The sequence below is a fragment of the Brevibacillus reuszeri genome (genome assembly GCF_002897295.1).
Classification (GTDB): domain Bacteria; phylum Bacillota; class Bacilli; order Brevibacillales; family Brevibacillaceae; genus Brevibacillus; species Brevibacillus reuszeri_A.
Window position 1 is genome coordinate 20588 of the sequence record NZ_BEXF01000030.1, and the last position, 26058, is coordinate 46645.

At 48.5% G+C, this 26058-nt stretch carries 28 protein-coding genes; 4 read left to right on the plus strand and 24 right to left on the minus strand.

Annotated features, from left to right (window positions below):
• Positions 1 to 23: 23 nt before the first annotated feature.
• From C3B52_RS30165 to C3B52_RS30180, 4 genes are all read right to left on the minus strand, one after another.
• Complete coding sequence (locus C3B52_RS30165) at positions 24 to 1463, minus strand: ribonuclease H-like domain-containing protein (RefSeq protein WP_103110055.1); 1440 nt, start codon at positions 1461 to 1463, stop codon at positions 24 to 26.
• Entirely contained in the window at positions 1453 to 3735 is a 2283-nt protein-coding gene (locus tag C3B52_RS30170; RefSeq protein ID WP_103110097.1) for a DEAD/DEAH box helicase, read from the minus strand. Before C3B52_RS30170 ends, C3B52_RS30165 begins: the two co-directional genes overlap by 11 nt.
• A gap of 618 nt (positions 3736 to 4353) precedes the next feature.
• Entirely contained in the window at positions 4354 to 4542 is a 189-nt protein-coding gene (locus C3B52_RS30175; protein ID WP_103110056.1) for a hypothetical protein, read from the minus strand.
• A gap of 98 nt (positions 4543 to 4640) precedes the next feature.
• Complete coding sequence (locus C3B52_RS30180) at positions 4641 to 5237, minus strand: TetR/AcrR family transcriptional regulator (RefSeq protein ID WP_103110057.1); 597 nt, start codon at positions 5235 to 5237, stop codon at positions 4641 to 4643.
• 153 nt (positions 5238 to 5390) lie between these two features.
• On the opposite strand from C3B52_RS30180, the gene C3B52_RS30185 reads away from it, so the two are divergent.
• Positions 5391 to 5939 carry a hypothetical protein gene (locus tag C3B52_RS30185; protein ID WP_103110058.1) on the plus strand — a complete coding sequence of 183 codons (549 nt, stop codon included), beginning with the start codon at positions 5391 to 5393 and terminating at the stop codon, positions 5937 to 5939.
• Between the two features lie 85 nt (positions 5940 to 6024).
• On the opposite strand, the gene C3B52_RS30190 is transcribed toward C3B52_RS30185, so the two are convergent.
• Entirely contained in the window at positions 6025 to 7842 is a 1818-nt protein-coding gene (locus C3B52_RS30190) for an APC family permease (protein ID WP_103110059.1), read from the minus strand.
• Positions 7843 to 8003: 161 nt separating this feature from the next.
• Between C3B52_RS30190 and C3B52_RS30195 the strand changes: the two genes are divergently transcribed.
• On the plus strand, positions 8004 to 8384 hold the full coding sequence (locus C3B52_RS30195) for a DoxX family protein (RefSeq protein ID WP_103110060.1): 381 nt from the start codon (positions 8004 to 8006) through the stop codon (positions 8382 to 8384).
• A 75-nt stretch (positions 8385 to 8459) separates the two neighbouring features.
• Here the strand turns inward: C3B52_RS30195 and C3B52_RS30200 are convergent, their stop codons facing one another.
• The 6 genes from C3B52_RS30200 to C3B52_RS30225 form a co-directional block, all read right to left on the minus strand.
• Entirely contained in the window at positions 8460 to 9098 is a 639-nt protein-coding gene (locus C3B52_RS30200) for a thioredoxin family protein (RefSeq protein WP_103110061.1), read from the minus strand.
• A gap of 15 nt (positions 9099 to 9113) precedes the next feature.
• The gene (locus C3B52_RS30205) at positions 9114 to 9671 is read right to left on the minus strand and encodes a peroxiredoxin family protein (RefSeq protein ID WP_103110062.1); all 558 of its coding nucleotides are present in this window, start codon (positions 9669 to 9671) and stop codon (positions 9114 to 9116) included.
• Positions 9672 to 9692: 21 nt separating this feature from the next.
• The gene (locus C3B52_RS30210) at positions 9693 to 10415 is read right to left on the minus strand and encodes a cytochrome c biogenesis CcdA family protein (protein ID WP_103110063.1); all 723 of its coding nucleotides are present in this window, start codon (positions 10413 to 10415) and stop codon (positions 9693 to 9695) included.
• Positions 10408 to 10908 carry a hypothetical protein gene (locus C3B52_RS30215; protein ID WP_103110064.1) on the minus strand — a complete coding sequence of 167 codons (501 nt, stop codon included), beginning with the start codon at positions 10906 to 10908 and terminating at the stop codon, positions 10408 to 10410. The genes C3B52_RS30210 and C3B52_RS30215 overlap by 8 nt, the downstream gene beginning before the upstream one ends.
• 81 nt (positions 10909 to 10989) lie before the next feature.
• Complete coding sequence (locus C3B52_RS30220) at positions 10990 to 12105, minus strand: sensor histidine kinase (RefSeq protein WP_164684993.1); 1116 nt, start codon at positions 12103 to 12105, stop codon at positions 10990 to 10992.
• The gene (locus C3B52_RS30225; protein ID WP_103110066.1) at positions 12062 to 12748 is read right to left on the minus strand and encodes a response regulator transcription factor; all 687 of its coding nucleotides are present in this window, start codon (positions 12746 to 12748) and stop codon (positions 12062 to 12064) included. Before C3B52_RS30225 ends, C3B52_RS30220 begins: the two co-directional genes overlap by 44 nt.
• A 153-nt stretch (positions 12749 to 12901) precedes the next feature.
• On the opposite strand from C3B52_RS30225, the gene C3B52_RS30230 reads away from it, so the two are divergent.
• A complete protein-coding gene (locus C3B52_RS30230) occupies positions 12902 to 13648 on the plus strand; it encodes a MerR family transcriptional regulator (protein WP_103110067.1) in 747 nt (248 codons plus the stop codon).
• A 73-nt stretch (positions 13649 to 13721) separates the two neighbouring features.
• Here C3B52_RS30230 and C3B52_RS30235 read toward each other — a convergent pair whose 3' ends face one another.
• The 7 genes from C3B52_RS30235 to C3B52_RS30265 all read right to left on the minus strand — a co-directional run bounded on the left by C3B52_RS30235 (position 13722) and on the right by C3B52_RS30265 (position 18806).
• Positions 13722 to 14843 carry an MBL fold metallo-hydrolase gene (locus C3B52_RS30235; RefSeq protein ID WP_373419751.1) on the minus strand — a complete coding sequence of 374 codons (1122 nt, stop codon included), beginning with the start codon at positions 14841 to 14843 and terminating at the stop codon, positions 13722 to 13724.
• A 67-nt stretch (positions 14844 to 14910) separates the two neighbouring features.
• On the minus strand, positions 14911 to 15480 hold the full coding sequence (locus tag C3B52_RS30240; RefSeq protein ID WP_103110069.1) for a sulfurtransferase TusA family protein: 570 nt from the start codon (positions 15478 to 15480) through the stop codon (positions 14911 to 14913).
• A 16-nt stretch (positions 15481 to 15496) separates the two neighbouring features.
• Positions 15497 to 15814, minus strand: coding sequence for a rhodanese-like domain-containing protein (locus C3B52_RS30245; protein WP_103110070.1), 318 nt, complete (start codon positions 15812 to 15814; stop codon positions 15497 to 15499).
• Positions 15815 to 16015: 201 nt separating this feature from the next.
• A complete protein-coding gene (gene lgt / locus C3B52_RS30250; protein ID WP_103110071.1) occupies positions 16016 to 16813 on the minus strand; it encodes a prolipoprotein diacylglyceryl transferase in 798 nt (265 codons plus the stop codon).
• Positions 16814 to 16930: 117 nt separating this feature from the next.
• The gene (locus C3B52_RS30255; protein ID WP_103110072.1) at positions 16931 to 17260 is read right to left on the minus strand and encodes a hypothetical protein; all 330 of its coding nucleotides are present in this window, start codon (positions 17258 to 17260) and stop codon (positions 16931 to 16933) included.
• Positions 17261 to 17277: 17 nt separating this feature from the next.
• On the minus strand, positions 17278 to 17508 hold the full coding sequence (locus C3B52_RS30260; RefSeq protein WP_103110073.1) for a hypothetical protein: 231 nt from the start codon (positions 17506 to 17508) through the stop codon (positions 17278 to 17280).
• Positions 17509 to 17645: 137 nt separating this feature from the next.
• Entirely contained in the window at positions 17646 to 18806 is a 1161-nt protein-coding gene (locus C3B52_RS30265; RefSeq protein WP_103110074.1) for an iron-containing alcohol dehydrogenase, read from the minus strand.
• A gap of 141 nt (positions 18807 to 18947) precedes the next feature.
• On the opposite strand from C3B52_RS30265, the gene C3B52_RS30270 reads away from it, so the two are divergent.
• The gene (locus C3B52_RS30270) at positions 18948 to 20531 is read left to right on the plus strand and encodes a vWA domain-containing protein (RefSeq protein ID WP_103110075.1); all 1584 of its coding nucleotides are present in this window, start codon (positions 18948 to 18950) and stop codon (positions 20529 to 20531) included.
• Here the strand turns inward: C3B52_RS30270 and C3B52_RS30275 are convergent, their stop codons facing one another.
• From C3B52_RS30275 to C3B52_RS30300, 6 genes are all read right to left on the minus strand, one after another.
• Positions 20532 to 21674: an HlyD family secretion protein gene (locus tag C3B52_RS30275; RefSeq protein ID WP_235615903.1), complete on the minus strand. Its 1143-nt coding sequence runs from the start codon at positions 21672 to 21674 to the stop codon at positions 20532 to 20534.
• Positions 21675 to 21698: 24 nt separating this feature from the next.
• Positions 21699 to 23258, minus strand: a complete 1560-nt coding sequence (locus C3B52_RS30280; RefSeq protein ID WP_103110077.1) for a DHA2 family efflux MFS transporter permease subunit — start codon at positions 23256 to 23258, stop codon at positions 21699 to 21701.
• A 12-nt stretch (positions 23259 to 23270) separates the two neighbouring features.
• Positions 23271 to 23927 carry an HlyD family secretion protein gene (locus tag C3B52_RS30285; protein WP_103110078.1) on the minus strand — a complete coding sequence of 219 codons (657 nt, stop codon included), beginning with the start codon at positions 23925 to 23927 and terminating at the stop codon, positions 23271 to 23273.
• Between the two features lie 93 nt (positions 23928 to 24020).
• The gene (locus C3B52_RS30290) at positions 24021 to 24581 is read right to left on the minus strand and encodes an amine oxidase (protein WP_103110079.1); all 561 of its coding nucleotides are present in this window, start codon (positions 24579 to 24581) and stop codon (positions 24021 to 24023) included.
• Between the two features lie 100 nt (positions 24582 to 24681).
• A complete protein-coding gene (locus C3B52_RS30295; protein WP_201264965.1) occupies positions 24682 to 25341 on the minus strand; it encodes a phosphatase PAP2 family protein in 660 nt (219 codons plus the stop codon).
• Positions 25342 to 25359: 18 nt separating this feature from the next.
• A complete protein-coding gene (locus C3B52_RS30300; protein WP_235615904.1) occupies positions 25360 to 25959 on the minus strand; it encodes a DedA family protein in 600 nt (199 codons plus the stop codon).
• Positions 25960 to 26058 lie beyond the last annotated feature (99 nt).

Below are 26058 nucleotides of genomic sequence, written 5' to 3' on the forward strand. Positions count from 1 at the left end.
TTCTTTTTCTACAGCTTATTCAGTTATTCGCTTTGGTTGTCTCCCGTCCAATCAAACAACCCGGAAATCAGGCCATCCTCCTCTGCCTGGCTTCCACGTCCTTTTGCCTCCAGTCGCTCAATCCGCTTCTGATAGGCAAGTGCGTCTGCCTTGGACCTGTTGCGTAAAAGGCTTCCTCGCTTCTTCCACTGCTCGTAGGCTAGCCGCGTATAATGGAGCGCTTTTTCCCAATCTTTGAACTGATGCTCGCATACCTTGGCTGCCTCGATATACACCTCTTCTGGGACGTAGCTGGATGATTTTATGCTAGACTCCCAAACTTCCAGGGCCTGCTGATAGTTTTTTTGCTTTTTATAGAGATGTCCGATCGCCAGTTTCGCCCGATTGCTCCACGAATGATTGCTGCCTGCTACAAGTCGGTATCCGTCCATGGCTGCCTCTTGATCACCCAGCGCTTCATACCATCTCGCAATCTCAAAGCGCTCTTCATGAGACACTGCTTCCTGCTCATGATGGAGCAACAGCCGGGTCATGTGAATATAGAGCGTAATGAGAGACAAGACATCCGTCTCATTATGGTGCAGCACTCCTTCGACCACATCAGGGTCTTGCGAATGCAAAAAATCAAAATACCGCACGGGAGCCAGAAAGCCCGGCAAATCATCCTCGCGGAAAACGTCCAGCTTTTCCTGCTCGATAATCCCCAATCGGCATGACTCCAGCTCGGCCTTCCACAATCTTCTCGCTCCATGCAAAAGGTCCAAATGTCCAAACGCAGGCAAAGCAGGCACCTGATCGCGAATCAGCGTGTGCCGGGTCCGCACCTGCGGCCAGTCGAACGACTTTCCGTTAAATGTCACGAGATGTGAGGATTTCTCCGCTTGCTCCAAAAACGACTGGTACAACGTCACTTCCGCGTGCGGAGCAGGCAGAAAATGCTGCCGAACAACTACCTCTTCTCCTTCGAGACGGCTGTATCCCAACAAAAATACCGTATTGCCCGCACCACCAGACAGCCCCGTCGTTTCCGTGTCAAAAAACAACAGGTCTTCTGGGCGTCTGCCTGCCGCAGATAGCGGATGAGCTTTGCCTGACGCTTCCCACGACGCAATCACATCATGCAGCTCGGAAAAGGCATAGGCTCCGTGCTTTTGCCCGATGGGATATCGGACTTCGCGGATCATGACATGCTCATCTTCCCAAATGTACGGCGACGCTTGGAGCTTTTCCCACCGATCTGCATACGGAATTTCCGGCTCTTTTTCCTGTGCTGGGGGCTCCGTTTCTGTCGATGCTGATAGCGGTTGTGTAGCTTGCTGTTCCACAGCTGGCTCTTGGGCACACTCTGCTTGTTCTTGCTCCACTGCCGCTGCCGCGACTGCTTCCGCCGACAGGGATGCCGTTTTGTCTGTTTCCTTGACCAAGTGCCCCTTCATCCGTTGCAGCTTGGACTTAAGAGACATACGCGCTTCCTCCTTGCGCGACACGCAGCAAGGTCATAGCCAGCTCCTTGCTGCCGTCATCCGTTGCCCCTACACAAGACGGACAGCCTGACTCGCATGGACAAGAGACAATCATCCTCTCCGCCTGCGTGAGAATCATCTCCATCTCTTTGTACACCTGCTCGCTCAGGCCAATTCCGCCAGGATAACGGTCATACAAGAAGATCGTCGGCTCCTGCGAATGAACAGCCTTACGCTGCGGAATGACGTGCAAATCCATCGGGTCGCACATGACGAACAATGGAGCGACGTGCTGCAAAACATGCGCCAACCCGACCAGACCCCGCTCCACATCCTCCGTGCCGATTTCCGTGAGCAGCGTCTCTGAAAAACCGATCCAGGCAGCATTCGTATGCAGCTCTTCTTCTGGCAAATGAATCGGGCCAGAGCCGATATTTTCATGCGTCTCGAATTTGATTTTTTTAAAGATCGTCGCCATCGCATGCACGGAGACCTCTCCGTAGGCAAACGCACTTTGAGCATGGCTGCGGTACTGATCCTGCTCCAGCACCTTGAGCTGAACAGCCAGATTGGCGTCCGTGTAGTAGTCGACCTGTACTTCGCGGACATACGCCTTCTTTTCCTCGTAATCAAGCTTTTCTACCTGGAATTGCGTGCCCTGATGCAAGTAAATGGCTTCGTCATGCAGCAGTGTTATCGAGCTGAACCGGTCCATTTCCCCGATGACTCGCTCGTTGCCCCGTTCACTGATATCGATAATGACGACATTTTCCTGGGACGCCGACCGCAGACTGATGTTATGCGCTGGGAAGGAATCGTTCATCCAAAACCATTTGCCCTTTGAAAAATGCAGCACCTGCTCCTCGGTCAAAAACTCCAGAATCTCCACGATTTCCGCGCGTCCAAAACGATCTCCCTCGCGGAAAGGCAGCTCGTAGGCTGCGCATTTGAGATGATCGACCAAAATGATCAGGTTGTCCGGGTTGATCCGCGCTGTCTCTGGACTGCGATCAAAAAAATACTCGGGATGAGCGATGACGTATTGATCCAGCGGCGTCGAGCTGCCGACCATCACGACCACAGACTCTCCTTGCCGTCTCCCAGCACGTCCTGCCTGCTGCCACGTACTCGCCACGGAGCCCGGATACCCGGTAATGACACACGCCTGCAGCTGGCCGATATCGACGCCGAGCTCCAAGGCATTCGTACTGACAACGCCCATGATTTCGCCGTTTCGCAGGCCACGCTCGATTTCCCGCCGCTGGCTGGGCAAATACCCGCCGCGGTATCCTTGGATCGTCTTGGGACCGAGCTTGCGCTTAATCAATTCCTGCAAGTAAGTCAGCAAAATTTCCACGCGCACACGGCTTCTCGCAAACAAAATGGTCTGAATGCCGTTGGTCAAGAATTGCTCGGTAATGTCACGCGCTTCGAGTGTGGCGCTGCGCCGAATGTTCAGCTGCCGATTGACCACAGGTGGATTGTAGAAAACAAAATGCTTTGTTCCCGCTGGCGCTCCATTATTGTCGACCAGCTCTACTTGCTCTTCGGTCAACAGCTCTGCCAGCTCTTTTGGATTGGCAATCGTCGCCGAGGTGCAAATAAATTGCGGATGGCTGCCATAAAAGGCACAGATGCGTTTCAAGCGGCGAATTACGTTGGCAACGTGGCTTCCGAACACACCTCGATACGTATGTAGCTCGTCGATGACGACATATTTCAGATGCTCAAAAAAGGAAACCCACTTGGTGTGATGCGGCAAAATAGCAGAATGGAGCATATCGGGGTTGGTAATGACGATATTCCCTGCTTTTCGGACCATCTGGCGTATATTCGCTGGCGTGTCTCCATCGTACGTTTCCGATTTAATCGAAAGACCCATTTCGGAAATCAGCTCATGCAGCTCGGACTTTTGATCCTGCGCCAGGGCTTTGGTCGGAAACAGGTAGAGTGCGCGAGCCTGCGTGTCCTCTGATAACGTCTGCAGGATCGGCAGATGATAGCACATGCTTTTTCCGGAGGCGGTAGGCGTTACTGCTACGATATGCTTTCCTTCGCGCACGTGGCGAAAGGAGGTTTCTTGGTGGGTATACAGTGAGGTAATTCCTCGTCTGACGAGTGCATCCTTTATGCGTGAATCCATTTCGAGTGGAAAAGGAACGGACTTTGCTTCGCGCGGAGGAATGACCTTCCAATGCGCAATATTATCGCGAAAACGTTCGTCTGTTTTCAAGTAATCCAGTACGGCAGACATGTCTTTTTTTCGATTCATCTTCGTCACCTTCTTGCCCTTATTGTACGAATAGGCGTTCGGGTTGTAAATGTATAAATCCGACATCATCTGAGTAGCTTTAAAAAAAGAGGAGGTTGGCGTGCTGTTGTGGTGGGGAGGAAAAAGGAGAAAACGCTTCAGCTTCTTGGGTACCTTGCTTGGGGGTCATTCCTGTACGGCTACATGCAAAAAGAGAAACCGCGTCCAAAGTAGCCATCTCGGGATGCTTCTCAGAGGTGGACGCTTAAGGGCGTGTTTCTCTTTTTGCACTCCGCCTCGGCTGGTCCCCAAAGAGCTTCGCGGTTTTCTCCTTTTTCCTCGGTCCAGCTTGGGTACTCCTCTGGCATTTTATAAAGCCCTTTAATGATTTGTTTGTTGGAGGCAGGAAAAGATTCTAATAAAAAAGGCGGGTACACGCATGGAAGATAGACAATTCCATACTGTGCCCGCCTGGGGGTGAGTTATTTACTTGCTAGCTGAAGAGCTAGCGCCTTCCGCTCTATTACTTCTTCGCCCGTTCTGTTATCCTCTTGACCAGCTCCTTGATTTGCAGCTTCAAGGAGATCGGGTCGTTGCCCCAGAACAAATCTGGATCAAGTCTGAATACGCGGTCGTTTTTTACTGCTGTCCCTTTCCTACTTTATACACAGTACTCGCAGTACGCAGGATGACCGCTTCAGTCGGCACAATAATGGCCGGAAAGGATAAATAAAGGGCTGCAGGTCTCAGTGTCCATGATCTGCCAAAAGCCGCACATCCTGTAATTCGTAGATAATCGTATTCATGGCGTCCTCCATACGGGCTCATCTACCTACGTCCTGGCTCTGCCTCAGACTCTCGCAACGCCAAAAAGGCAACCCCTTTTTACAAGCGCCGCCTTTTTCTCTACTCTTTCTATATTTATTCTATGATCCTCTTTCAAATAGCTCCGTCAGATGTTGGACCAATATTCGCTCCATCCGCTCCCCGTCTAAACGCTTTGGATCAAGCAAGGCATGTAACGCCAAGCCATCGATGATCGCATAGAGCCTTTCCGTCTCAAGTTCCTTGTCTACTTTATTCGGAAGGAGATCAACCTGCTCCGCATAGTTCATCACCTTTTGCAATCCCGCATAAATCCCGTCGTGCATGGCGTCAAACACATCCTGCTTGTGCCTGAAATAAGCAGTAAATGCGAACCATACTTCCGCTTCTGCCATCTTCTCCTGATTCGTCGGGACTAGCTCCAGCAAGAGCCTGATGATTTTTTCTTTTGACGAATATTGTTCCTGTAAAGCGATTTTTCCAATTCGCGCTGTGGCTCTTTCTTTGACGAGCGACATCGCATAAATCAGCAGCTCATCTTGTGTTGCAAAGTAATGTCGCAGAGCACCGAGTGATAATCCTGCTTCTTTTGCAATGTTGCGTACCGTTGCTCCCTCCATTCCCCGCTCTAAAATGATGCGCCACGTCGCTTCTGCAATCTGCTCTCTTCTTTTCTCATGATCGATCAGCTTTGGCATAGCTGTATTTTATCAAGATCAATAGACCCAAGCAACGAAATAATACAATTGTATTATTTAAAAACAGATGCTAAAATATTTTTGCAATACAGTTGTACTATAAAAATTCGTATCCTGTTTAAGGAAGAGCGATCATAAGAGGAGACATGTCAGATGAACTTTATTGCATGGATGATCGTTGCCTGTGAAATCGCCTTTTGGGTGGTCATTGGCTTAGGGTTAGTCACACGATATATATTCAAGCAGCAGAAAGCGGGACTGTTTTTGCTGGCGCTGACTCCCGTTGTCGACGTCATTCTGCTCATCATCACCGGCGTGGACCTATACCGTGGAGCCAGCGCTACGACTGCTCATGCACTTGCGGCTGTATATATCGGAGTATCGATCGCTTTTGGAAAGAGCATGATTCAATGGGCAGACGAAAAATTCCAGCACTACTTCTCCCAGTCATCCGTTACAAAAACAAAGCGATACGGATTGGAGCATGCCAGACATTACGCCAAAAGCTGGTTCAAGCATCTTCTCGCCTTTGTCATTGGAGTAGGCATACTTCTCGCCATGATTTATTTTGTCAATGACTCCGCACGGACGGAAGCCTTGTCAGGCATCATGCAGCTGTGGACGGTTGTGCTTGGCATTGATCTTGTCATCGCTATCAGTTATTTTATATGGCCAAGAAAAGGAAAAAGCACAAGCGCCTAGCGGAGCGCTCTCTTGTTCCTAGCAGCGAATGAACCATGAGAAAAAACTGTCCTCAAGCCGAAGGACAGTTTTTTGCTGTACAGTCTCACTTTTTCAGGCGATAAGGCACAGTCGCAATTTTGACATCTTGCCTAGCGAACAGGTAGGCCCGCAGGAAAAAGCTTGTTTGGTTGTGAAGTAGGTTATGCCACCAGCGCTTTGTAATAAACTGTGGTATCATGACCGTCACATGGTCTGTTTCTGCCTTTTTCCATTCGACTGTATCAATAAACTTAAATAGCGGCTTAATGATACTGCGGTAATGAGAGCGAAGAATAATCAACCGCACACCCGGGTTCCACTGCTCCCACTTCTCCCCCATTTTCTTCTTCTCCTCTTCACTAAAGGCAACGTAAACAGCAACGATGTCATCCGACAAGGATTGGGCATAGCTAATCGTATTTTTCACAACCTGCGAGATGCCAGCCACAGGAATGACAATCACACTTCCTTTAGGCTGTGGCTTTTCTGTTGTGACATCCAGTCGAAGCTCTTCCGCCAAGTCTTTGTAGTGCCCATTGATCTTGCGGAAAATGAAAATAACGATGGGAAGGAAGATAAAGATCGTCCATACATGAGAAAATTTTGTAATCAGGAAAATGAGACAAATGGTCAAGGTCGTCAGCATGCCGATCGTATTTAAAATAAATGGAGTCAGCCATCCTGCTGGCTTTTTGGTTACCCAGCGCTTCATCATTCCACCCTGTGACAACGTAAACGGAATGAACACGCCGAGCGCATACAGCGGAATTAAATTTTCTGTTTTTCCTCCAAAAGAAATCACTAAAATGGCGGACAGCACACCTAAGAAAATGATTCCGTTTGAAAACCCGAGACGATCTCCACGAACCATGAACATATTGGGCATGAATCTGTCCTTAGCCAGCATAAAAGCAAGCAGCGGAAAAGCAGCAAAAGCAGTATTGGCAGCGAGAAACAAGATTAAAGCCGTGACTGCCTGAATGAAGTAATAAACCACTCCCCTGCCGAAAACTGCAGAGGCGATTTGCGATATGACTGTTTCCTTCGGGTTCGGTGCGATTCCGTATGCATAAGCCAGCAAACTAATGCCAGTGAACATCAATCCGAGAATCAGTCCCATCATGATCAGCGTCAAAGCAGCATTTTTCGGTGCAGGATTTCTGAAATTCGGGATCGCGTTCGATACGGCTTCTACTCCAGTTAACGCCGAGCAGCCCGAGCTGAATGCCCGCAAAAGCAAAAATAACGTAATCCCTGGAACAGCTACACCATATGCTGGCGTTTTCGCATGCACATTACCTGCAATCCATTGAAATCCACCGCCTATAATCAATAAAAAAATGGCGGCAACAAACAAATAGACGGGATACATTAACATGGTTGCCGATTCGGTAATCCCACGCAAATTTAACAAGGTCACCGAGACAATCATGAGCAGAGCAATCAGTACACGATGATCATGCAGCACAGGAAAAGCGGAGGTAATGGCATCTGTTGCCGCTGACGTGCTCACTGCCACGGTCAAAATATAATCCACGAGAAGTGAACCACCTGCTACCAGTCCAATCGAGGTCCCGAAATTGTCTTTTGCCACAATGTAAGCACCGCCACCTGCCGGATAGGCAAAAATCGTTTGACGGTACGACAAAATAAGGATCGTTAAAAGGCAAAGAACCGCAAGTGATATCGGAAGGGAATACCATAGAGCTGCGGCTCCCATCGTGACAAGCACAAGCAAAATTTGTTCCGTTCCGTAAGCGACAGAGGACAGCGCATCTGAGGAAAGCACCGCCAGCGCTTTGAGCTTATTTAGTTTTTCTTCCCCTAGCTCATTCGATTTCATCGGTCTGCCAATGATAACTCGTTTAAAACCCGGTATCATGCTCATTCTCCTTATGAACATTTTTACGTTAGCTTCCCTCTTCTTCCACCAAAATAACAAGCAAACACGCTCGCTTGAACATGAATAGTCTCGTCTCTTTTTGGACAGTAAATAAATGAGTGATCGCACGCTACTGTCACTCCTGAAAGGTGATGAGCATCATGGTTGATCTCGGATTACTACTCATTCGTCTTGTCTTGGGTTTAAGCTTTGTCGGGCATGGAAGTCAAAAATTGTTCGGGTGGTTTGGCGGACATGGAATCAAAGGAACCGGTGGCTGGATGGAATCAGTCGGGATTAAACCGGGTGTCCTCATGGCGACGGTCGCGGGGATACTCGAATTTGTTGGCGGTCTTCTCTTTGCCTCGGGGCTATTTTTCACTCTCGGTGCCGCTATGATTGTGATCGCCATGCTTGGTGCGATGAAGGTGCACCTGCCCAATGGCTATTGGATCGACAAAGGCGGTATTGAATATTTGGTCGTCATCATCGCTGTAGCCGTTGGTCTGGCTCTCATCGGTCCTGGGGCATATTCGCTGTGAACCTGATTACTTGCCATTTCGCAAAAAAGAGGCTTGGTCTCAAAGGAGCCGAGCCTCTTTTTTCAAAAGATCATTTTACACCCATTCCAGTTGAACCTCGCTTACACCATAAACAGCAAGCGTATGTGCGAGCAGTACCCTCATCCGCTCTGCATGGCTGGCACTTACCTTCACATCAGAACGAAGCGTAATCACACCCGACTGCTGTTGAAAAGAAACCGCTTCGAGTGAGGTCTGCGCGGGGAACGGATTTTCCAGTCCGTCTCGCCGCACGCGGAGCAATTGCTGAATCGCTGTTATTCGTGGTGCTTTTACAGACGTCAAATTAATATAGCTGACCGCAATGGGAACAATCTGCTCGCCTTCATACAAATAAACGGTATAGACTTCCTCGGTCTGTTGGTTCTCCTCTCTATTTTCGGGTGAAGCGAGTATTCCCTCTTCGATCTGCCCAATGATGGCGAGTACCTCTGCCGTCTCTTTAAAGCCTTCAAAACGATACAGCTCTAGCCCTCCGTCTGACAAAAAGAGTGTCGTCGGATTCGACTTGATCCGGTACCGATTCGTTGTTTCTGGATCGGCATCGACATATACCGCTTCATAACTAAGCTCCTTTTTGACGGATAACACCTCGCCAAGCACCGCCTGTATAGATCGCCCCAATGGACAAGCCGATAACGTAAATAGCATCAATTTTGCAACCTGCTGAGTCACCCTCGTCTCCCCCGTTTAGTTCATGCTTGAAATGGCTTTTTCCATTACTTCGTAGTTAATCGCACCTTGGAACTTTTCCCGAATGACTCCATCAGCATCCAGGATATACGTAGTCGGATAGGCAACGACCTTGTACGCTTGTGTGACCTCCCCTTCCTGATCAAGCACAATTGGAAAGGTAAGCTGCTGCTCCTGCACAAAATTGGTGACGACGTCCATGCTATTCTCTGTGGGTGTTAAATTGACACCCAATATAACCACGTCTTTGGCTTTGTAATCGTCGTAAAACTTTTGCATGTGCGGCATTTCGACCCGACACGGAGGGCACCACGTCGCCCAAAAATTCACCAGAACAGTCTTGCCCGTATAATCAGCTAGCTTGACCTGATTTCCGTTCAGATCAGTCAGCGAAAAGTCAGGCGCCACTTGCCCTTTTTGTGTACCCGTCTCCAGATTGGCGATGTCTGCTCTTTCCGTCTGTCCCGTTTCTAACGACGATTTTTGCAGCAGATCATACCCGCCATAAACGACAAGTCCAACCAACAAAATGATCGCAAGCATACTTTTTTTCAAGCCTTTTGCACCTCCACTTCGTTAAAAGCCGATGTCCCAGAATGTATATTGGGCTAGCCAGGCGCTTATTTTTTGCAGCTGCCCGCTAAACAGCAAAAGCCCCATTCCAATCAGCAGCCAACCATTGATTTTCGATAGGAATGGTATCCAACGGTTCAGTTTTTTCATGATGCTAAGCGAATACGTCAGCAGCAACGAGATGAGCAAAAAGGGAACTCCGAGCCCAAGAGAATATACCGCCAGCATTCCAATCCCGTGCCACAATGTTTCTGTTGATCCGGCTAATAGCAAAATCGAGGACAAGGCAAGCCCTACGCATGGACTCCAGCCAGCCCCAAACGCAAGACCAGTCAAAAACGAGCGAATGGTGCCTCGACTCATGTCCCGCTTTGTTTCCCACGACTTGCCTGCCATCAGCACACGCAGATTCAAAAAACCGACCATCTGCAAGCCAAACATAACGATGATGAGCCCGCTCACTTTCTGAACCAAATCACGTTCCTCCGCGAAAAATCGCCCAATGAGGCTAGCGGATGCACCCATGGCAATGAAGATCAGGCTAAAGCCGACGATAAAGCTGAGAGACTGATAGAGCAGCGTTCTCTTTTGCACGACCAGTCTGCCTTCGTGTATGGTCGAGCCTGTCAGATGGGACACATAAGCAGGGATAAGCGGAAATACACAGGGAGACAAAAACGACAGCATCCCCGCGACAAATGCTAATATGATAGAGAGATTATCCATGGGCTTCCCCCTCTTGCCGCTTCTCCCAATACCAGACCCAGCTTGTGAGGCATAATCCAGCTAGCAAAAATGCATAGACCGCTGGAGCTTCCCCCATCACCAGCAGTAAAACGTGGTAAACCATCCAACCTGCGAACCAAAACCACATGCCACTGTCCACCCACAACCTCACAGGCAGGCTTCGCTTTCGACAGGCGTATCCGCTATAAGCGATTGCAACCAGACTCGCCGTCCATTGTCCCCGTTCCCCTCCATCAAAATACAAGAGCGATATCGGATGGGAGATGATCTCCTGGGGATGAAGTAGGAAATAGCTCGCCTTCCATATGAGGAGCCAAAGAAGAAAGGCGTTTGCTGCCACAGACAAAATCAGCTTTTTGTCCTGACTGCCCCTTAATCGATAGTGCAGCATCATCCAGCCTGCGAGATAGAAACTAGCGAACAGTACCAGCTGCCCGTTTATAACCATTGAGCCTACTTGAAAGTTGTACAATGCTCACGGCCTCCTTTTTCATGAGAGTACCGCGCTTTTTTAAAGATATGATAAAGCTGCTCGAGTCTCGGGCTGATGCACTTATCGGCTTCGCGGGATTGTGATCCAAAACGAATGCTTGTCGTCCTCGGAGATGAGTCCGACTTCTCCCCCATGCTTCTGTACGATCTCCTTTACGATTGCAAGGCCAAGCCCGCTTCCTTTGCCCGATTCAGCGCGATGTCTTGCCAGATCCACCTGGTAAAAGCGCTCAAAGACAATCTCGTGCACCCCTTCAGGCATAGGTACGCCAACATTGCTCACGGTTAAGCGATAGCTGCGTGGTTCATTTACGCCGGACACCCATATATCCTGTCCCGTATTATACGTAATCGCATTTTGCAATAAATTGTTGAGCACCTGGCGCAATCCATCCTCATCAGCGATCACGGTTCCGGGCTCCAATGACAAATCCAGTTCGATCCCGCTGCTTTTTAACTCCCATTGAAAAGCATTGGTGCTTTTTGAAATCAGCTCATCGATCTGGATGCTCGTTTTTGTCATCCCCGTTTCCCGCCGGTCCTCCCATACAGAGAGCAGGTGCAATTGCTCTACCAGTCTGGTGATATGCTGTGATTCCTCCAAAAGAGATTGATACAGCTCCCGGTCTCCGGTAATCACTCCACTCCCCAGCGCCTCCAAATATCCGTTCAAATTACTGAGCGGTGTCCGCAGGTCATGAGAAATATTGCTCAGCATACGCTTGCGGTTTTCTTCCGCTCGCTTCAATGTCCGCGTCATCTCATTAAAATGCTCTGTAAGCAGACCAATTTCATCACGAGAGGTGACCTCAAGCATCTGCGGATATGTCCCCTCTGTGAGCTGGCGTGTCGATTCCGTCAGACGGCGCAAGGGAACCAGCATTTTTTTGATGAATACGTAATGAATGAGTGCGGCAACCACGAGCGCGAGTAAGCTCGCACGCATCAGATAAAACTGCATGGTTTGGTTGAACATGATGTTTTTCTCTTCTCCGACCAAACGGTACTTCTCGACAAGCACACACGCGAAGTCCTTTACCGAAACCCCGGCAAGCAAAATCACCGTCAGCATAACGATGATATTTACCCCGATCAGCTTCCAGGTCATGTTCTGCTTCCATTCACGCAGCTGGTTAATAAGCAACAAAGCGATACCCCATTCCCCGAATCGTTTCAAAAAAACAGGCTCCTTCGTTTGGCGTCTCGATTTTTTCTCTGAGCTTGCCGACATGAACATCCACTGTACGGTCGATCACGCTTTTCTCTTCATTCGGGTAAAGCTCTCCCAAAATTTGCTCACGCGACAAGATTTGGTTGGGGTGGCGCATAAAAAAATAGAGCAGCTTGAACTCGTGCTGCGTGAGCGAAATAGGCGTCCCATTGTATTTGACCTCTCCGCGCACTGGCTTGATAGTCAAGCCTTTAAAGCTGATTTTGCTGCAGCGGTTAGCTGTCCGGCGAAGCACCGTATTGACCCGGGCTACTACCTCCTGTGGGCTGAAAGGCTTCGTTATGTAATCGTCTGCCCCCATTTGCAGGCCCTCGATTCGCTTCTCCTCTGCTACCTTTGCTGTCAGCATGATCAGCGGAATATCGCTTTTCTGCTCACTGCGAATCCATTTGCATAAGTCCTCGCCGCTAAGCTTTGGCATCATTAAATCGGTAATGACGAAGCAGGGATCATACTTTTGGAAAGCCACCATGCCTTCCTCCCCGTTTTGCGCTTCGATTACGTCATATCCTTCTTTTTCCAAATACAGCTTTAACAGCCGTCTTATTTTTGCATCGTCTTCGATCACCAAAATATTTTTCCCTTGCATAGCTTCACCCCCCACATCTCTTCTATTTAATCCTCCCATTGTAAAGAAACGATAAAGCTCATGCCATGTCTACCTTTGCCTAGTTGAAAGAAATGTGTTTACTCTGACCTTGGAGGATACTTTACCATAAGGAGCATCGAAGGGAGGATACAAGTGTACACGGTTCACGAAGCATCAAAGCTGGCTCATACAACAGTAAAAACCTTGCACCATTATCACAAAATAGGTCTTTTGATTCCTGAGCAGACGACAGAAGCCGGCTATCGTGTTTACGGAAAAAAAGATTTGGAGAGATTACAGCAAATCCTTTTTTACAAAGAACTGGATTTCCCTCTTAAAGAAATCAAACAGCTACTAGATGGGGAGATCGACAGAAAACAGACATTGATTCAGCAGAGATCTTTGTTCGAACAAAAAATGGATCGATTGAAAGAACTGATCAACACGATCAATTCCTCTATCAAAAGTGCCACAGAAGGAGTCGATTTAGATATGGATACCATGTTTCGTGGATTTAAAACGGAAGAAGAATGGAAAGAGGCCTTACAAGACCAAAATGAGCATTTGAAAGCAGAATATGATTTTAACTTATCGAATCAAACCATTGAAGTAGAAGCAATGAACGACTCTGCCATGGAAGCACAGGCTTTTAATGAGCGGATGATTCGTTTTTTACGAGAAGGGGTCTCCGTAAATGATCCAAAAGTGTTTGATCAAGTTAAAAAGCATTTATCCTTTCTGGAAAAAATGGGGCATCCATCAACACCGCAAGACTTTCTGAATCAAACAGAGTTCTTCATTGCTGATGACTTTCACCGAAATATGCTTGAGCAATGGCAAGTCGGTTACAGTTATTATCTAAACAAAGTAGCAGCTAATTATTTGAGGAATGGGTGCTAGCTTTTCCATATGGATAAAAAGAAGAGGGGGATGATTCCCCCTCTCCCAACGCTATTTTCGAAATACCCGTTTATTATTTATCATGAACCGCGCAGCGATTCGGGCCAATCTCCATTTCCTGCTGCTCTTCTGGACTCGGCTTTATTTTGCCCATGTTGGTTTGGCGAATTTCCTGGTAGGCATTCGGCTGAGGCGGCAGGTTTTCTGTTACTGCTCTGCGGAATTCGTCCTCATCAGTGATGTTCAATCCAGGGTTATGCTCAAATAGATCTTTTAACCGGGCAGAAACGACACCGCCTTCGCCAAGCTCCGTCATTTTGCCAAAGTGGGCAGGCAACACAATCAGCTCATTGGACAGCTCTCTGTAGCGATTGTATAGGGTGTGGCGCAAATCACTGACCCAATCCTCTGCTTTTCCAGCCAGATCTGGGCGACCGATAGACTCTACGAACAGGATATCTCCAGTCAGGAAGTATTGATCATCAATAACCAAAGACGTGCTGCCAATGGTATGACCAGGTGAATAAATTGGTTGGATCGCAATCTTCGTATTCCCTACTGTAATTTCCTTGCCCTCCTCCAGCTCTTCATAGGCGAATGTCACCTCTTCTGCGTCTTTGGCAGGGAGCCAGTAAGTCGCACCGACTTGGTCCGCGAGCTTTTTCCCACCTGAAATATGGTCCGCATGTAGATGCGTATCGATTGTATGCGTAATTTGGACATGATGATTGCTGGCAAAATCCGTATAATAGTCTGTCATCCGCAGCGTGTCGATAATCGCGGCTTCCCCATTGGATACAACCATATAGGACAGGCAGCCCTTGCCTATCCGCACAAATTGATAGAGCGCCCCGCCATCTCGCAAGTCTCCTACCTTCACCGGCTCGAGATGTTCACTCCACGCTTTCATACCGCCAGCAAGATAATACACATCGCCCCTGCCCGCTTCTACGAGTTGTTCCGCTACGAAAATGGACGAGCCTTCTTTGGCGCAAACGACAAGTACCTTTTTGCCTTCTGGGATGTGTGGTAGTGCAGGCTCTACCCCGTCAATCAAATCGAAGTAAGGGAAGTTGATGCTCTCGATCCCTTTCCCTTCGATTTTCCAATCGTGATAATCGTCTTGATTGCGCACGTCGAGAATAAACAGCTCTTCGTGTTGAAAGATGATTTGTGTCAGGTCATGCGGTGTCATTGGCTGCAAAGCTGTTTGTTGTTGTGTCATACTCTCCCCCACCTTTTCTATCCGTGTGTATAGTTGCCTAGTTCGATTCCGTTGGTCCTGTCCACCCGTTCATTCCGTCGCTCACGTTTTTCACGTGGGCAAAGCCTTTTTCCGCGAGTAGCTGGCATGCCAAATCGCTTCGATTGCCGGAGCGACATATGACATAAATTTCTTCAGCCTGATTCAGCTCGTGCAGATGCCCCTCCAATACCCCTATAGGTATTGATTTAGACCCGGGAATCCGCTGAAACGCGTACTCTGCCGGTTCGCGCACATCCACAATCGTGATTGATTCGTTCAACTTTTTGGCAAGCTCTGCTGCTGTAATCGTGTACGGGTGCTTGGTTTCTTCTTTTGCTTCACCAGGATTTGCTTTGCGCAAATAATGCCTCAGTACGTCTCCCTCGTGAATGGTGCCCAGATACTGATGCCCTGTATTTTTAGCCCAGCCCTGCATGTCCGCTAACGAGCCTTTGTCCGTTGCCTGAACCTCTATGACTTGTCCGGGCTGCAGCTCATCCATCGCTTTTTTTGTTCTCACGATTGGCATTGGGCAGGCAAGCCCTTTGCAATCCAAGGTTTTATCGGTAGTAATTGCTGTACCCATGTGTATCCCTCCGGCTCTATTCTTTTATTTGGTTTCCTTGCCAATTCAACATGCCGCCCGCCATATTCGCTACCTTCTTAAATCCTTGACTGACGGCAAATTCACAAGCCTGTGCACTTCTGGCGCCACTTCTGCAAATGAAAATCACTTCTTTCTCTGGGGCCAGCTCATGAAGTCTGACGGGCAGGACAGGAAGAGGAATCAGTGTCGCTCCTTCCATATGTCCAGCGCTGTACTCATCCGAATTTCGGACATCAATGAATTGAGCCTCCCGCTTGTCCTGTAGCATTTTTTCAACCTCTTGCGGCGTAATGTCTTGCCACGCTTTGCTCATTGTGAATGACCTCCCTATTTTGAAAGATGCGTGATTATAAAAAAGTACCGGGTTTAATACGTATACCCCTATGGGTATTATAATATGATTTTGCTTTTTCTTTGTCAATACCTCCTAGTTAGCAAAAGGAGGATGTGCATCTCCTAAACAAAAAATCCCCGTCATAATGACGAGGATTTGCATTGCTTGTATTTTCGAAAGCTAGGAAGCGAGTCCGCCCAGGTCCTGTGCCTTTTGCTTCCGTTGTAAATAGATGCCAATGCCCACCGAAAGGACAATGACCACCACAGATGTCCACTGCGCTGTCGTCCAATTGAACAAGAAACGATGCGAATCTCCGCGCAGCATTTCCAAAAAGAAGCGCCCGAGGTTGTACAAAATATTGTAAGCCAAGAATAGATAGCCTCTCGTCAAACGCTTTTGCATGAGCAGGAGAAGAATCGCAAAAATGATGATATCCATCTGTCCTTCCCACACTTCAGCAGGATAGAGCGGCTGGTCCCCAAACGTCGCTCTGGCATTCGTTCCTTCTGGATAAAGGATGCCCCAGTTGCCGCCCGTCGGATCGCCGAAAGCATCTCCATTCATCAGGTTGGCATCACGCCCGATGCTTTGCCCGAGAATCAGACCCGGTGCACATAAATCGGCCAGCTCCCAAAATGAAATCTTATGCTTCCGCACATACCAGATAGCGACCAGAATAGCCCCTACAACCCCGCCCTGGATCGAAAGGCCGCCATGCCACACCGCAATAATTTCGGCAGGATGCTTGGAATAAAAATCCCAGTCGAAGAAAAAGACTGTCCAGAACCTGGAGCCGACAATGGCCCCAATAATCATCGGAACAGATAAATTCAGAAGATGTTCAGCCAGATGCTCTTTTTTCTGCAGCTTGGCTAGTGTAACCGTCACCCCAATCCCTAAAACGATAGCCAAAACAAATATCAAGCTATAGGATCGGATCGGAAATGAGCCTATGTACCCCAGGTATTGGTGCAAGATAGTCACATCCTTATCTAGGTCACTATTATTGAGATAACGGTTATACTATCAGAAAAAGAAGGTGTTGTCTGTACAAAAAAGGAGACAACCGAGTAAAAGTCGTCTCCCTCTGCCTTAGGTTTCTTTAAAAAACGAACCATCCAGAATCCCCATCGATTGAATATGATTTTTCGTCTCATCCGTCCCGCATTGATACACAGCTGCGTAAATTTCCCGCAAGCATTGGTCGTACTCATCATTTTCGGCATCAAAGTGATACGGGAGTGCTACGACATGCCCACGCAAATACGTATTGAACTCATAGGCCGTCCGATCCTCAAACAAGCTCCTGATCAAGCCTACTTCCTCTTCCGTTGCCTCAATTTCAAACTCGTACCCCGAATCCCTTTGGTTTTCCATGACTGTTCCAGCCTGAACTGAGACATAGTATCGTTTTTTGTCCATGTCTACGCCTCCTTTGCTTACCTATAAACAACGATGCCGATGAGTAAGACTGCCAGCAAAACAGCAAATGCTCCTACGTAAAAAAGCATTCCAGTATTACCGAGTACTTTATTCTTCACGGTTGATTGGCTCACATTGTGGTCTAATTCCTTTGATTCCTGTCTTTTCATAAAATGAATGGTCAATAACAAACCCGCAATAAAAATAAGGGCAAAGATCGCATAATAAATACCAGGAAACGGAACCATGCTCTTCCCTCACTTTCCCGTGATAGCTGGTTATAGTTTGCGGCAAGCAATTGTTTTTATTCATTAGTTACAAAGAAAAAAGCACCGCAAATGACGGTGCTCCAGAGACATCTATAACTTGTAAATCGTTCTTCTATTTATGCCCGATAAGCCTCTTCTAAAATACGCAGATAATCATCTGCCGTAATCGTGCGCACATTGCTTGGTGTAGAGCCGTTTTTCATCGACAATTCCACAATTCGCGGGAAGTCCTCTTCTTTTACACCTGGCAAATCCTTGAGCTTAGGAATTTGTAGTCCCGCAGTCCAGTCAGCAATTCCAGTAATCAGCTTTTCCACTGCCAGCTCGTCCGTATCAGCGTCAACCGCAAAGCCCATGTACCGGGCGAGATCGGCGTGCATCGCTTTATTTTCGGCAGCGTTGAAGCGCAGTACATGTGGCAAAAAGACGGAGTTAGCGATACCGTGCGGGGTATCGTACATTCCCCCTAATGCTTCCGCCAGACAATGGACGGCTGCTACATCCGCAGAGCCAAAGCAAAGCCCCGCAAGAAGGCTCCCCTCCAGCATCGCATGCCGCGCCGCTTCATTATGACCATCTGCATAAGCTACCGGAAGAGCAGAAACAATCGACTTCATTGCCTTTGCGCCAAGCGCTTGAGAGATCGGATTGGTCACCTTGCAGGTGTAACCCTCGATGGCATGTACAAGCGCATCAACCCCAGTAGCAGCTGTGACCGAAGCAGGAACACTGTAGGTCAGGACAGGGTCGAGCACGGCGAGTGTTGGACGAAGTGCTGCATGCTTGAGCGTCATTTTGCGATGGGTCGTCGATTCGGTAATGACCGAGGAACGAGTGACCTCAGAGCCTGTCCCGGCAGTAGTCGGCACACAGATGATGGGTGCGATGTTTTCGTAAGCAAGTCGACCATCGGCATAATCAGCAGGAGTGCCACCATTCGGTCCGCAAAGGGCAATCGCTTTACCCGTATCCATCGCGCTGCCCCCACCAATCGCTACTACCATATCAGCAGAAACATCACGGAACTTTGTTGCCCCCTCCAGACATTCGATATCTCTCGGGTTTTGACTGAGCTTGTCAAACAGGGATACACGATAGCCTGCACTCTCAAGTGCTGCTTGAATCGGAGCGACCAGTCCAGCCCGAATCACGCCGGGATCACTCACCATCAAAATGGACGAGCCTTCGCCTATTGAATGTAGCAAAGTGGGCAGTTCCTTCGATTTTCCTGCCCCCATTTCAATCCTAGTCGAGCAAAAATAGCTGTAAGATTTCATAAATACGCCTCCCCACCTTCTCTTCTCCATCATACAAGTGCAGAAGACTTTATTGCTACAAAATTCGCACAATGAACAGCCCTTTCGCTGTAACAATCCTTTTTTTTCCACGTCTCATAGAGCAAAGGGGGCTATAGAGAGATGAAAAAAATGACACATGCAAGTGGTATCACCATTCTAGTCGCATCCTTAATCGGTTGTAGTGCTGGCAATCCTGCCACTCAAAGTTCTGTAGAGCCAGCCTCAGCGTTAACGGAGAGCATGCCGTCACCGACTTCCAATCAGGCAGTCTCCAGCGCTCCAAATCAGGGAAATACCGCGCAAAGCTCGGAGCTTAGCAAAAGGATGGCTGATTACGATTACGCCTTCAAGAAGAAGCCTACTTATACGCGAACAAACGAGATGTACTTCCAAGACTACGGCACCAATCCATTCGTATCGACTGCAACCGATCATCTCTCGACCTTTGCCGCTGATGTCGATACAGGCTCTTACACCGTGATGCGCAGCTATGTCAGGGACGGCTCCCTTCCGCCTCCCGAAGCGGTGCGCGTAGAGGAATTCATCAATTATTTTCCTACAGCCTACCCCGCTCCTGAAAAGCAGACGTTTGCCATTGTTGCCGATGGTGGCCCCTCTCCCTTTTATAAAGGAACCCAGCTGGTTCGGATCGGCATCAAGGGCAAAGAAATAACAGCAGAGCAGCGAAAACCCGCCCAGCTGGTTTTTGTCATCGATGTTTCAGGGTCGATGGATCGTGAAAATCGTCTGGAGCTTGTGAAAAAAAGCCTAAACGTCCTCGTCGATCAGCTTCAACCAGAAGACACAGTTGGTATTGTCGTTTATGGTTCCCAAGGCCGCGTACTGCTACCGCCTACCTCTATTGATGACAAGCACAGAATTTTGGCTGCGATCGGTAGCCTGACTCCCGAGGACTCTACCAATGTGGAGGAAGGACTGACTCTCGGCTACGAAATGGCTTCACGGTCCTTTGAACGCGGTGCAATCAATCGAATCATTCTTTGCTCTGACGGCGTCGCCAATGTCGGTAAAACCGGTGCAAGAGGCATCTTGCGTTCCATTGAGGACTACGCACGAAAGGATATTTATTTGAGTACATTTGGCTTTGGCATGGGCAATTACAACGACGTTTTGATGGAGCAGCTGGCGGACAAAGTCCAAGGAAACTACGCTTATATCGACTCCTTTTCAGAGGCGAGACGTGTCTTTACCGAAGCTTTGACGGGTACTCTACAAACAATCGCGCGCGACGTCAAAATCCAGGTCGAATTTGATCCGAAAAAGGTAGCGGCATATCGTCTGCTCGGTTACGAGAACCGCGATGTTCGCGATGAGGATTTTCGCAATGACAAGACAGACGCTGGCGAGGTCGGAGCTGGTCACAGTGTGACGGCATTATACGAGGTGAAGCTGAAGCCTGCAAGTAATACGGAGCTGGGAACTGTTCGCATCCGCTACCATGATGCAGCCTCCCAACAGGTAGAAGAAGTGGCTCAGCCCGTACAAGTACAAAGCGAGCTTGCTCCCGACCTGAAATTCCTCGCTGCTGCTGCCCAGTTCGCCGAGATTTTGCGCAAAAGTCCATGGGCAGAGGAAGGCTCCCTGCGAGACGTACTGGATCTGGCAAAATCTTCGGCACAAGGAGAACAAGAGCTGGAATTTGTACGCATTGTAAAAGACAGTCTGGCGATTAGGGGGCGTTAGTTAGAGCTGCACTTCTCCTGTCATCCCTGAGCGAAGGAGCCCTTTTGCATTATCGAGTAAAATTTTTACGGTAAACGTATTCGTGCCTGCATCTGCTTTGGGGCTGATTCGTGCTACTTTCCCCCGCAGCTTGTCATGGGTTGCTGGTACGGTTACATCGACTTGCTCATCCACTGTAAACCGGGCGATGTCTGCCTCCGATACGCCGATCACTACATACATTTGATCTGTATTCACCACAGTCATCGCAGGCAGGCTCGCGTTTACCATTTCACCTGCATGAATATTTTTGGCGCTTACGTATCCTTTGAGCGGGCTGATGACAGCTGCGTTTTTCAATTGGTACTCTGCATTGCTTACAGCTGCCTCTGCCTTCTGTACATTGGCTTCGAACTGTGCGAGCTGTTCTGGCGTCAAGCCGTTTTTGGCTTTGTCATACAATGCCTTCATCTGTTCAACATTGGCCTCTAGTGCCTGCAGAGCTGGTACGGTTACGCCTGCTTTAGCCAGAGCGAGCTCTTCTTCGCTTCGTTTATACTGCGCTTCTGCCTGCGCTACTGCTGCTTGGGCATCCTCCAGCGCCTGCTCGGAGACTGCTCCCTGTGAAAAGAGTACCTGCGTCCGTTCCTTTTTTGCTGTTGACAGCTCATACGCTGTTTTTGCCGATTGCAAGGCAGCCTGAAGCTGTACAAGCTCCTCTGGTCGCTTGCCATTTTTTACATCCTGATACTTGTTTATCGCCTGCTGCCAGCCAGCCTCTGCATATTTTACTTCTTCTGGACGCGTTCCTTTTTTGGCTTCCCCCCACTTGGCTTTTGCTTGCGCCAAATCAGCCTTTGCCATTTGCAGACTGGCTTCCAGCTCTGTTTTCTCTAGGTCAAACAACACTGCGTTTTCCTCAACTCGATCACCTATATCATAGCGAACCGAAGCGACTCTCCCTGCCGCTTTGGCATAAATCGTGACCTCCTCAAGTCCGAACATTTTCCCTGTGAACACGCGGGCGTTTTTCTCACTCTGGGGCGCAGTGCTTCCTTGGGCCGATGCCACTCGCAATTCTACTGGCTGAGCACTCCCGCAGCCTGACAAGAGCAAAGCGGCAATGCCTACTCCCACGATGACTTTCATGCTATGTGTTTTCATCATCCTATCCCCTTTCCTTTTCCATCAATCTAGCATCACTGGCTGGGATGCTTCTTCGGCAGACTGTTGGACCGCGTTGTTTTCTTTCACTACAAGCATCACGATGAGCGCCGCAACCAGCACCAGCGCTGCGACAAGCAGGCTATCCTGCAAAGCCGAAACCGCCGCATATTTTTTTACGAGCTGACTCCCTAATTGCAGCGCTGACTCGTACGCTTCCTGTACGGAAAGTCCTTTTGCCAAATACATCTGCTGCCATTGTCCGAGGGTATCGATTACCGTTGGCTGCGTCGCCGTCATCTGTTCACTCATCTGTGCTGCATGCTCTACACCACGTCGCGAGAATAAACTAATTAACCCTGCAATCCCGATGGAGGTAGCAACCTGACGGGAAATGTTGGTAATGACCGAAGCAGCAGGCACACGCTCCGGATCATTGGTTGCCAGAAGCGGGATTTGCATCGAGGTCATGAGACACAGTCCAAGACCGAAGCCGCGAAGTGCCAGTAGCCAATGAAGCGTGCTCAAGTCTGTATTCAGATCGATCTGGGAGAGAAAATAGCCGGGCACGATGCAGCACAGCAGACCTGCAACAATCAGAGGCTTTAATCCAATCCGCGAAGCAAACATTCCGCAGATGGGTGTCACGATACCCGAGGCAATCGCTTGTGGAAGCATCATTAAGCCCGTATCCATAGCAGTGTGTCCCAGCATGTTTTCCGAGTAGATCGGCAGCAGGTAAATCACTCCGAAGTTGCCCACCATAATCAGGCTGTTCACCAAAAGCCCCAGTGTAAAATCCCTTTTGGCGAACAAGCGGACATCGACCAGTGGATGCTCAGCGTCCAGCTCGCGAGTGATAAACAAATAACCGCTAATCAAAGAGAGAAGCAAAAGCGAGACGATCGGAAACGAGTCCCAGCCCTTTTCTTCCCCTTTGGTGACCGCAAGCAGCAGTGACACCAGCGCTGTTGCTGACCAAATAAAACCGGCAAGGTCAAACGGATGCTCCTTTTTCGTTTCTCCCTCCTGCAAAAAGCGCCAGACGAGCAGCATCGCCAAGAGCCCAAACGGAATATTCACCGTAAAAATAAAGCGCCAATCCAGATGCTGCACAAAATAACCGCTGAGTGTTGGGCCGACAGCTGGCGCGACGAAAACCGAAATCCCGAAGACGCCCATGGCTGGCCCCATTTTTTCTCGTGGCACGACATATTGAATCATCGATTGACCAATCGTCATCATCAAGCCGCCACCTGCCGCTTGAATAATCCGGGCAACAATCATGCTGCCATTGCTCCAAGCCAGCCCACATAGCAGGGAGCCTGCAGTAAAGAGAAAAAGACTGGCAAGATAGCTTTTTTTCACGCCAAACCGAATTCCCAAATAGCCAGCCAATGGAATGACTGCTGCCATCGTTAGCGTGTAGCTGGTGACGACCCATTGAATTTCTTCGGTGGAAGCCCCAAAGACGTTCATCATTTCTGGGATCGCGACATTGACAATACTCGTATCAAGCACAGCCATAAAGGTTCCCAGCACGATTGCAAATACTCCGGGCCAAAAGTTTTTCTGCGGATTCATCCATCCTCACCCTTACCTCACGTGTATGGTAACCTTGGCATTCAAGCCTGGCTGAAAATCATACGGACCTTCCACAAACGAAATTTTAACGGGGATTCGCTGTGTCACTTTAGTGAAATTGCCTCCTGCATTAACGGGTGGCAGTAAAGAATACGTAGACTGGGTAGCCTCTCCAATCCGGCTTACCGTCCCATGAAAAACATGCCCAGGGTATTTATCCAGTTGAATATCAACCACTTGCCCTACCTGAATAGACCCCGCTTCTGTTTCTTCGATGTTTGCTTGCACGTATAGCTTTCTTTTGTCGATCACAAGCGCAATTGTATTGCCTGCTCCAACGACTTCTCCCTCTTTTGCTGCTCGCTGAAGGATGACGCCGCTGATGGGTGTGCGAATCATCAAATTTTCCATTTGCACAGGACTATTGGCATTTATCTGCTCCTGCTCCGCCACAATCTGATCCTGCTCGACCTGGCTACCCTCCTCTATCGTCACATGCGTCAGCTTCCCGGACAGCTTGGGGGCAATCTTGTAAATCTCTCCAGTCACGATGGCATCCTCTGTCTTTACATAAAAGTAGCCCTGATAGGCGTAATATCCAACGACAGCACAGACGAGCAAGAGAATAGCGGGCAAAATCAACTTTTTACGAGGCTTTTTATTCTCCACCGTGGAATCATTCCTTTTTATCTTTTTATTAAACCGACTGTCGGTTTGTTATCATCCAAAAAACAAGGTGCTCTTTATTTTGAGCCCCTTCCCTTACCCTTGTTTGTTCAAGAAATAACGCCGTGCAATCGGACGAACTAAAATGGTTGCTGCAAGCCCAAGCAAATTCCATATATGAACCAGTGTAACCCCAGCTTCCCCGGAAACAAGCGCCATCGCATACAATGTCGAGCAAACTAAGGACAAACCAAACGCAACGGCCCAAATCACTGTCAGCCAAAAGTTAGAGGCTAAAAAGAGCGGATGCTCTGTGAACTCAGGTGCAACTACTTTACGAGCGTATTGCAGTGTAAATGGCTTTTTGATCAACAGCGACCAAACCGCTGCAAGCGTAAGAATCCCATACATGAACAGTTGGGTGAAATCGAACAGATGAAAAGCCGGAAAAAGCAGCGCGACCCAAAATCCACAAAAGAAGTAAAAAACCTTGATGGCAATGATCGTGGTTACTTCGCCAAACTTCTTTTTCTGAAACAAATAAATCAGCACGGCAAGCACAAAACCGATACCAAAGCCAAGCGCCTGTGGTTCAACCTGAAATGCTACAATAAAAGGGATGAGGTCAACAAAAATCCAGAACAAAGTGGCTAACATAAGGCAGCTCTCCTTTACATTTCTCACAATGGGTTAAGTAGGAAATATCGTTATGATTTTTTATTTTACGTACCGACCGTCGGTTTGTAAAGGGTTTTTTTCAACTCCTTGTCTCCACCACAATTTTCAATCCCAAAAGACACATGACGAGCCATACTCCCCCAGCCGCAAATCCGGCCAGGACGTCACTTGGATAATGCACACCGAGATAAATTCTGCTGATCCCAACGAGTAAAATCAGGACAACCGATGCAAGAATAATGACGGCTTTCGCTGCTCGTGAAACAACAAATAATGTGAGAAGCATAGCCATCATCCCGAAAAAAAGAAAAGCAGCCATTGAATGCCCGCTTGGAAAGCTGTATCCACTTTCTTCAACCAATCGATGTATCGAAGGCCTTTCGCGACGGTAAATCCATTTTAACAACAGATTGAACGCCATACCGCCACCTAGTGCCAGCAGCAAAAAGAGCGCCTCCCATCTTTTGTGCTGCCAAAGCATGAGCCCAATCGAGATCACTGTTAACGTAAGTAATGACCATGTCGAGGCAAAAAAAGTGAAAAAAAACATCACAGATGTGAGCTTTGGCGTAATGAGTGACTGAATCTTTGCGATCACAAAGGAATCAAATGCGTACAGCTCTTGCTCCAGCATCTCTTGTCCCAGCTTGCCGAATACAAACAGGCTGACAGCAATAATCAGGATGCAGATGAGCGCATACTGCTTCGTTTTCGTAGAGAGTCGCGACTGATTTATCAACTGGATGCCTTCCCTTCGTCATGTCCTGGTGCTTAGTTTGTACCTTCTATAGAGAAAGATGACGATGACAATGGATGCCAGAATTAGCAAAGTCACCAGCCCGTAATGGCGAATAAAAATGATGACCTTGTACCATTCCTTACCAAGCGCTCGTCCCAGCATGAGAAACGTCAGGCTCCACAGCATCGCACCAGCATAGGCAAAGCCAGCAAATCGCCGGAAGTCCATAGAGGCAACACCTGCCAAATAAGCCGTTATGTGACGAACCCCTGGCAAAAAATAGCCAAAAAATAAAAGATAGGGGCCATACCGGGCAAACATCTTCTGCGTCGATTCAATTTTTTTCGGAGTAACATGCAGGTAAGGCCCTACTTTTAAAAGCAGGGGGAGTCCCCACTTCGCTGCAATCGCATAGCTGACCGAAATTCCCACGGATGCCCCTAAAAATGCGCTAAGCAGAGTAAAGGGCAGATTCAAAATTCCACGCGAAACCGCATACCCTGCATAGGTCATCAATACCTCATCAGGTATCGGCAATCCGATTACGCCTAATGCCAGCGAAAAAAAGATACCCACATATCCGTATTTCATCAAAAATAAATCCAAATGCTGTTCCAAGGTTTACCTCCGTAAATACGTTGTCCTACTCCATTCTATTCTCCCCCTCTTCACTGACATTCTGGCTTTTTTGCTGGAATTTGAATCCCTTTTTTCAAG